At 59.4% G+C, this 6,511-nt stretch carries 5 protein-coding genes; 4 read left to right on the top strand and 1 reads right to left on the bottom strand.

The annotated features are described in order from the left end of the window. The first annotated feature begins 266 nt into the window (after window positions 1-266). From trxA to ACIQ0Q_RS08085, 4 genes are all read left to right on the top strand, one after another. Window positions 267-593, top strand: coding sequence for a thioredoxin TrxA (gene trxA / locus ACIQ0Q_RS08100; protein ID WP_395772433.1), 327 nt, complete (start codon window positions 267-269; stop codon window positions 591-593). Window positions 594-735: 142 nt separating this feature from the next. After that, entirely contained in the window at window positions 736-2,394 is a 1,659-nt protein-coding gene (rho, locus tag ACIQ0Q_RS08095) for a transcription termination factor Rho (protein WP_395772432.1), read from the top strand. 12 nt (window positions 2,395-2,406) lie between these two features. Beyond that, window positions 2,407-2,955 carry a TIGR00645 family protein gene (locus ACIQ0Q_RS08090; protein ID WP_395772431.1) on the top strand — a complete coding sequence of 183 codons (549 nt, stop codon included), beginning with the start codon at window positions 2,407-2,409 and terminating at the stop codon, window positions 2,953-2,955. Between the two features lie 78 nt (window positions 2,956-3,033). After that, window positions 3,034-4,827: a monovalent cation:proton antiporter-2 (CPA2) family protein gene (locus ACIQ0Q_RS08085; protein WP_395772430.1), complete on the top strand. Its 1,794-nt coding sequence runs from the start codon at window positions 3,034-3,036 to the stop codon at window positions 4,825-4,827. Here the strand turns inward: ACIQ0Q_RS08085 and ACIQ0Q_RS08080 are convergent. Further along, window positions 4,818-6,511: ankyrin repeat domain-containing protein (locus tag ACIQ0Q_RS08080; protein ID WP_395772429.1), on the bottom strand; the 1,694-nt coding region annotated here is incomplete at its 5' end. The genes ACIQ0Q_RS08085 and ACIQ0Q_RS08080 overlap by 10 nt on opposite strands.

The following is a 6,511-nucleotide window of genomic DNA, read 5'->3' as shown; positions in this document are numbered from 1 at the left end:
ATCGGCGTGCAGCGTGAGAAGCCGGCCTGTTCCAGGCCGTCAAGCAATGCAGGAGTGATATCGAAATTGGAAAAGGCTATATCGGTCAGTGCTTTATCAGTCATTTTTGGGTTTCCGCAGCAGCCTTGCCGCTTGCATTGCGCCCCCGGACGGCGCAAACTGCGCTATTAAGAATTCGGGCGATTGGGATTGTATTTACGATGTGCGTCCCTATTCTACCCTAAAGCCCGTGCCGACACGGCCAACCCCCTGCCAGGAGCCCTTCTGTGAGCGATAAAGTCCACCACGTTACCGACGCCAGTTTCGACGCCGACGTCCTGAAATCATCCACTCCCGTCTTAGTGGATTTCTGGGCCGAATGGTGCGGTCCGTGCAAGATGATCGGCCCGCTGGTCGATGACATCGCCGACAGTCACGCCGGCAAAGTGAAAGTGGTCAAGATCAACATCGACCATAATCCGGGCACTCCGCGCCAGTTCGCCGTGCGCGGAATCCCAACCCTGATGCTGTTCAAAGATGGCAAGGTCCAGGCCACTCAGGTCGGTGCGGTCGGCAAAGCGCAGCTGGCCACTTTCGTCGACAGCAACATCTGATTCCCGCACCCGGCCGGTGGCACCTGCACCCGGCCGCTTGCCCTTGGCGGGCAACAATGCTAATTTAATGGCGAACGCGCCACGCGCGGCCTGAATTCTTCTCTCACCCTTCTCCCCTGCTCGCACTCGCGAGGACTCCCCTGTGTCAGAAAACGAAAACATCTCCGGCGATGAGATCGCCAAAAAAACCCGTAAACCGCGAATGACCAAAACTGCCAAGACCAAGAACGACGTTCCGGCGGAGGTCGTGGTACATGTCGATCCCGCACCGCCGCAAGCGCCGGCGGCTCCGGCGGCCAGCGCCAGTGCTGAGGCCCTGTCGCAAGAGCGCCAGAACGGCGATGGCGCCGAAGGACAGGATTTCCGGCAGAGCCGGCACAATCATCCGAACAACAACCGCCGCGACCGCTTCCAGAACCGCAAAGACCGCTTCCAGAACCGCGACCGGCAGCCGCGCGCGGAAGGCGAGGGCAACAACGGCAATTATGAGGAGCGCCCGGCCTACCAGCCGCCGCAGCTGCCGCCGGACTTCCCGAGCTATACGCTGACCGAACTCAAGCGCATGCCGATGCCGAAACTGCTGGAAATGGCCGAGCAACTCAATCTGCATGAAGGCGTGGCGCGCATGCGCCGCCAGGACGTCACCTTCGCGCTCCTGAAAGTGCTCACCCGCCATCCGAACGGCGTGGCCGGCGAAGGCGTACTTGAAATCCTGCCGGACGGATACGGCTTCCTGCGCTCAGCCGATGCCAGCTATCTGGCCGGTCCGGACGACGTGTACATCTCGCCCAGCCAGATCCGCCGCTTCAACCTGCGCACCGGCGATGCCATTACCGGCCGCATCCGCAACCCGAAAGACGGTGAACGCTATGTCGCGCTGAACGTACTCGACACCATCAATGGCGAGCCGCTCGAGCAGTCCAAGAACAAGGTGCTGTTCGAAAATCTGACGCCGCTGTTTCCACGCCGGCGCTTCGTGCTCGAGCGCGGCAACGGATCGACCGAGGACATCACCGGCCGCATCATGGACCTGATGGCGCCGCAGGGCAAGGGCCAGCGCGCGTTGATCGTATCTCCGCCGAAAGCCGGCAAGACCATGATGATGCAGAACATCGCGCAGGCCATCATCAACAACCATCCGGAAGTGCATCTGATCGTGCTGCTGATTGATGAGCGCCCGGAAGAAGTTACCGAAATGCAGCGCACTGTGCGCGGCGAAGTGATCAGCTCGACTTTCGACGAACCAGCCGCGCGCCACGTGCAGGTCGCCGAGATGGTAATCGAGCGCGCCAAGCGCCTAGTCGAACATAAAAAAGACGTAGTAATCATGCTCGATTCGATCACCCGCCTGGCCCGCGCCTACAACATGGTGGTGCCGAGCTCTGGCAAAGTGCTGTCCGGCGGCGTCGACGCCAATGCCCTGCACCGCCCGAAACGCTTCTTCGGCGCCGCCCGCAACGTCGAAGAAGGCGGCTCGCTGACCATCATCGCGACCGCGCTGGTCGATACCGGATCGAAGATGGACGAAGTGATCTACGAGGAATTCAAAGGCACCGGCAACTCGGAAGTGCATTTGGACCGCCGCATTGCCGAGAAGCGCGTGTTCCCGGCCATCAATATTAACCGTTCAGGCACGCGCCGCGAGGATCTGCTGATCGATCCGGACATGCTGCAGAAGATCTGGATCCTGCGCAAACTGCTGCATCCAATGGACGAAATGGCGGCGATGGAGTTCATGCTCGATAAGATGAAGACCACCAAGTCCAACGACGAATTCTTCAGCGCTATGAAGCGCGGCTGATGGAGAAACACAGTGAGCACAAATAACGGACCCCGCCTGAACCTTCTGCAAAGTCTAATTTTCAGCTCGCGCTGGCTGCAGCTACCGCTTTATCTGGGCCTGATCGTCGCCCAGGGCGTGTACGTGTTCCTATTCATGAAGGAGCTCTGGCATCTGGTGCACGGCGCCAGCGGCTTCAACGAACAGTCCATCATGCTGCTGGTGCTCGGACTGATCGATGTGGTGATGATATCCAACCTGCTGGTGATGGTCATCGTCGGCGGTTACGAAACCTTCGTATCGCGGCTCAATCTGCAGGGCCATCCGGACCAGCCGGAATGGCTCAGCCACGTCAACGCCAGTGTGCTGAAAGTGAAACTGGCCATGGCCATCATCGGCATCAGCTCGATCCACCTGCTGAAGACCTTCATCGACATCAGCAATCTCGGCACGGAAGGCTCCAAGTTCACTGAGACCGGCGTGATGTGGCAGACCATCATCCACTGCGTTTTCATTCTCTCGGCCATCGGCATCGCCTACACCGACAGAATGATGGGCGCAGCTGTCGTCAAAAAACACTGAACGCCGCCCCATTCCAGTCTAAGTAGAACGCTTATACTCTACTAAAACCGCCGCCGTGAGGCGGAATATTGGATTTCCATGCATGGCTCCGGTCTGATTGATGTGCTTTGGTTCCTATTGGCTTCGGTGCTGGCGGTTCCGCTGTTCCGACGCTTCGGCCTGAGCGCTGTGCTGGGTTATCTTTTCGTCGGCCTGCTGCTCGGGCCATACGGGTTCGCCGTCATCAGCGATCCGGACAGCACCCTGGCCATTTCCGAACTGGGCGTGGTGATGATGCTGTTCGTGATCGGCCTCGAGCTGTCGCCGCCGCGCCTCTGGCAAATGCGACACCGCATCTTCGTGGCAGGTGGCATTCAGGTGCTGCTCAGTGCCGCCCTGCTGTACGCCGTATTGCTGGTATTCGAACTGCGCTGGCAGAGTGCCGTCATTGTGGCATTGGCTCTGGCATTGTCCTCGACCGCGGTCGTATTGCAGCTGTTGTCTGAACGCAAGCAGTTGAGTTCAGCGCACGGCAAAGCCGCATTCGGCATTCTGCTGTTCCAGGACATTGCGGCAATTCCACTACTGGCCGCCATCCCTCTGCTTGGCCATGCCCAGTCCAAGAGTGAGCACTTCACCGGTGGCATGGCCCTATACGCGATTCTTGTGTTGTTGCTGATGATCCTGCTGGGCCGGCATGTCATGCGCTATCTTTTCCGTGCCGTGGCCTGGACCCAGATGCGTGAAATATTTACCGCCATGGCGCTGCTGTTGGTCATCGGTACCGGCTGGCTAATGCATTCGGTCGGGCTGTCGATGGGCCTGGGGGCATTTGTGGCCGGTGTGCTCATGGCCGATTCCGAATTCCGGCATGAAATCGAGGCGCAGGTCGAGCCATTCAAGGGCTTATTGCTCGGATTATTCTTCATTTCGGTGGGCATGACCGTCAATCTGGCCACCATTGTATCCAGCCCCCTTCTCATCAGCTCAGGCGTTCTGTTTTTGATGGCCATCAAGGCCGGCGTGCTGCTGATGATCGGCAAATGGCAAAGCCGCATCGGCTTGCGTGAATCCGCGCTGCTGGCCGCGACCATGGCGATGGGCGGTGAGTTCGCTTTCGTCGTGTTCGCCGACTCCGTACGTTTCGGCCTGATTGATGCACTGCTGCGCGACCGTCTTGTCGCGATAGTCGGCATTAGCATGGCGTTGACGCCACTGTTGCTTATGGCGATGCAGGCCTACTTCAAGCGTTATCCTATCGAAACCGTCGCTCCGATTTACGATAATATCGAAGACGGGCACCCACGTGTGGTCATTGCTGGTTTCGGGCGCATGGGCCAGATTGTCGGTCGCATGCTTGGCGCCCGAAAAATTTCCTTCATCGCACTTGAAAACAGCGTCAGCCAGGTTGCGCTATCGCGCAAGTTCGGCAGCATGATCTACTTTGGCGACCCGACGCGAATAGAGGTTCTGCAATCTGCGCACATCGCCAGTGCTGAAATGCTGATCATAACCGCGGACGATCCGGAAACGAATCTGAAAATCGCGAGTCTGGCGAAACGGCATTATCCCCACCTGCGCATCATCGCGCGCGCGCGCAACCGCCAGCATGCCTTCCGCCTGATGGACACGGGTGTTGCGGTCATTCGTGAAACCCTGCATTCCAGTGTGGAAATCGGGAAGATGGCATTCATCGGTCTGGGCATCCGCCAGGAACGCGCTGAAGAATACGCCCGGCTTTTCCTCGAGCATGACGAACACATCATGGCCGAGCAATATCTGGCCCATGACGATGAGGCGGCACTGATTGCCAGTGCCGAAGAAGCCTACCGGGAGCTGGAAGCCCTGTTCGATGCGGACCGCAAGGATCGGCCGGACACTGATCAGCCCTGATCTTTCTTGATCAGCAGGCTGGCGATATCGACCCGCTCTGGCCGATCCTGTAACAGGTTGGCGGTTTCTGAAAATCCGCCCATCACTGCGAAATCATAGGCACTGCGCCCGAGGTTGTCACGCAGCTGACGGTCGGCACTGGCACGTAACAAACGCGCAGCCAGCTGGCCGTAGCCACGTGCGGCGGCATGGTGCAGAGGCGTGAATCCGCGCGCATCGAGTGCATCAACCGCTGGTGATTCCTGCAACAGACGATCAAGCGCCGAGAGCACCAGGCCCTCCTTGAGCGTCTGGGATTTCTGCAGGCTGGCACCGCATAACAGATGAAGCACTGTCTGACCGTGCTTGTCTGCGGCATCCCTGGGAATACCCGCGCGCAACAGGATGTCGATCAGCAGTACGGAATCCAACTTCGCTTTTTCCGACACGAGAAACCCTGCGGCGGCGTGCAGGGCGGTCTGCGACTGTGCATCCCGTGCCTGAACATCAGCGCCGTATTCCAGAAGCATCGCCGCATGCTCGGTACTGCCGAGCGCACTGGCCAGATGCAGTGGGGAGAAACCAGCTACCGCCTGGTTGACATCCGCGCCGCCGAACAGCAACTCCTGCAAAACCTCCGTATGGACCTGACTAAGCGCGGCCCAGAGTGCATTGACGCCGCTGCTAGCGGCAATGCCCGCATCCGCGCCGCGTGCCAGCAGAAGACGAGCCAGCGTGGCCTGGCCCTGACCACAGGCATGGATCAGTGCCGTTGAGCCTTTGCTATCAAAAGCATTCACAGACAAACCGAGCTCCAACAGGCGCTTGACCGCTTCGGCATCGCCGACCAGGACCGACGCAGGGACATCCTGGCCATACAAATGCCGACCCGGAAGCTTCCAGTTCGGCCAGGACAGCCAAGCAACCGACGTGGAATTGCCGCTCAGCAGTGCCACGCCAAGCGCGCTTTGACCATCGCGGGCGCGCCGCTCGGGATCAGCGCCCGCGAGAATCAGGGCTTTCAACATGCCGTCACGGCCCAACAGGGCAGCGTGATGGAGTGCCGTCAGCCCGGCATTGTCCGGCGCATTGGTATCGCAACCACACGCCAAAAGGGCCTCGACAATACGCTGCCAACCCAGCCGTACGGCCAATACCAGTGGCGAAGCGCCGCCAAAGGTCCCGAACGGATCGGCGCCCTGTTGCAGCAATTGCAGGGCAGCCTGCTCATCGGTACGCCGATGGAAATCATTGCGCAGACAACATTCCAGATAGGCAGCCAAGGTGCCCGACCCGCTGATTGGTAAAGGCATGGCCATCAGATAGCCGAGTAGTCCGGCAAAATTCTGGGTGTCCGCCATCAGTCGCCTGTATACGGTATGGCCCTGGGCATCCTTGCTGAACAGATTGGTGCCGTGAGCGAGCAGCCACGACACGACCTCACGCCGATCCTGCTGACAAAACGACAATAACAGCTCAGCCAATTCGGTACTTGCTGGCTGTAAACCAGCACTCAGAAGATCTTCGGCGGCGGCGGTATCGCCCGAACCAAGCACGCTAAACAATTGCTGGCTAGCACTGCTGCGACGCTCAGGCAGAGGCGCCTCACTGAAATGTTCCGGCAAGGCATAGGCCGGATCGATGCAGGCTACTGCCGACCAACGCCCGTTGGCCAGAGCGTAATCGAGCGCGCTGCGGCCCTGTG

It is taken from the genome of Arenimonas sp. (assembly GCF_044348765.1).
GTDB lineage: Bacteria > Pseudomonadota > Gammaproteobacteria > Xanthomonadales > Xanthomonadaceae > Arenimonas.
Note: the sequence above shows the minus strand (reverse complement) of the source record. Positions and strands in the feature narration are given on the sequence as shown.

Excerpts from the sequence above, each read along its gene's own strand:
- ACIQ0Q_RS08085 (WP_395772430.1), top strand. The coding sequence starts at position 3,034 with ATGCATGGCTCCGGTCTGATTGATGTGCTTTGGTTCCTATTGGCTTCG.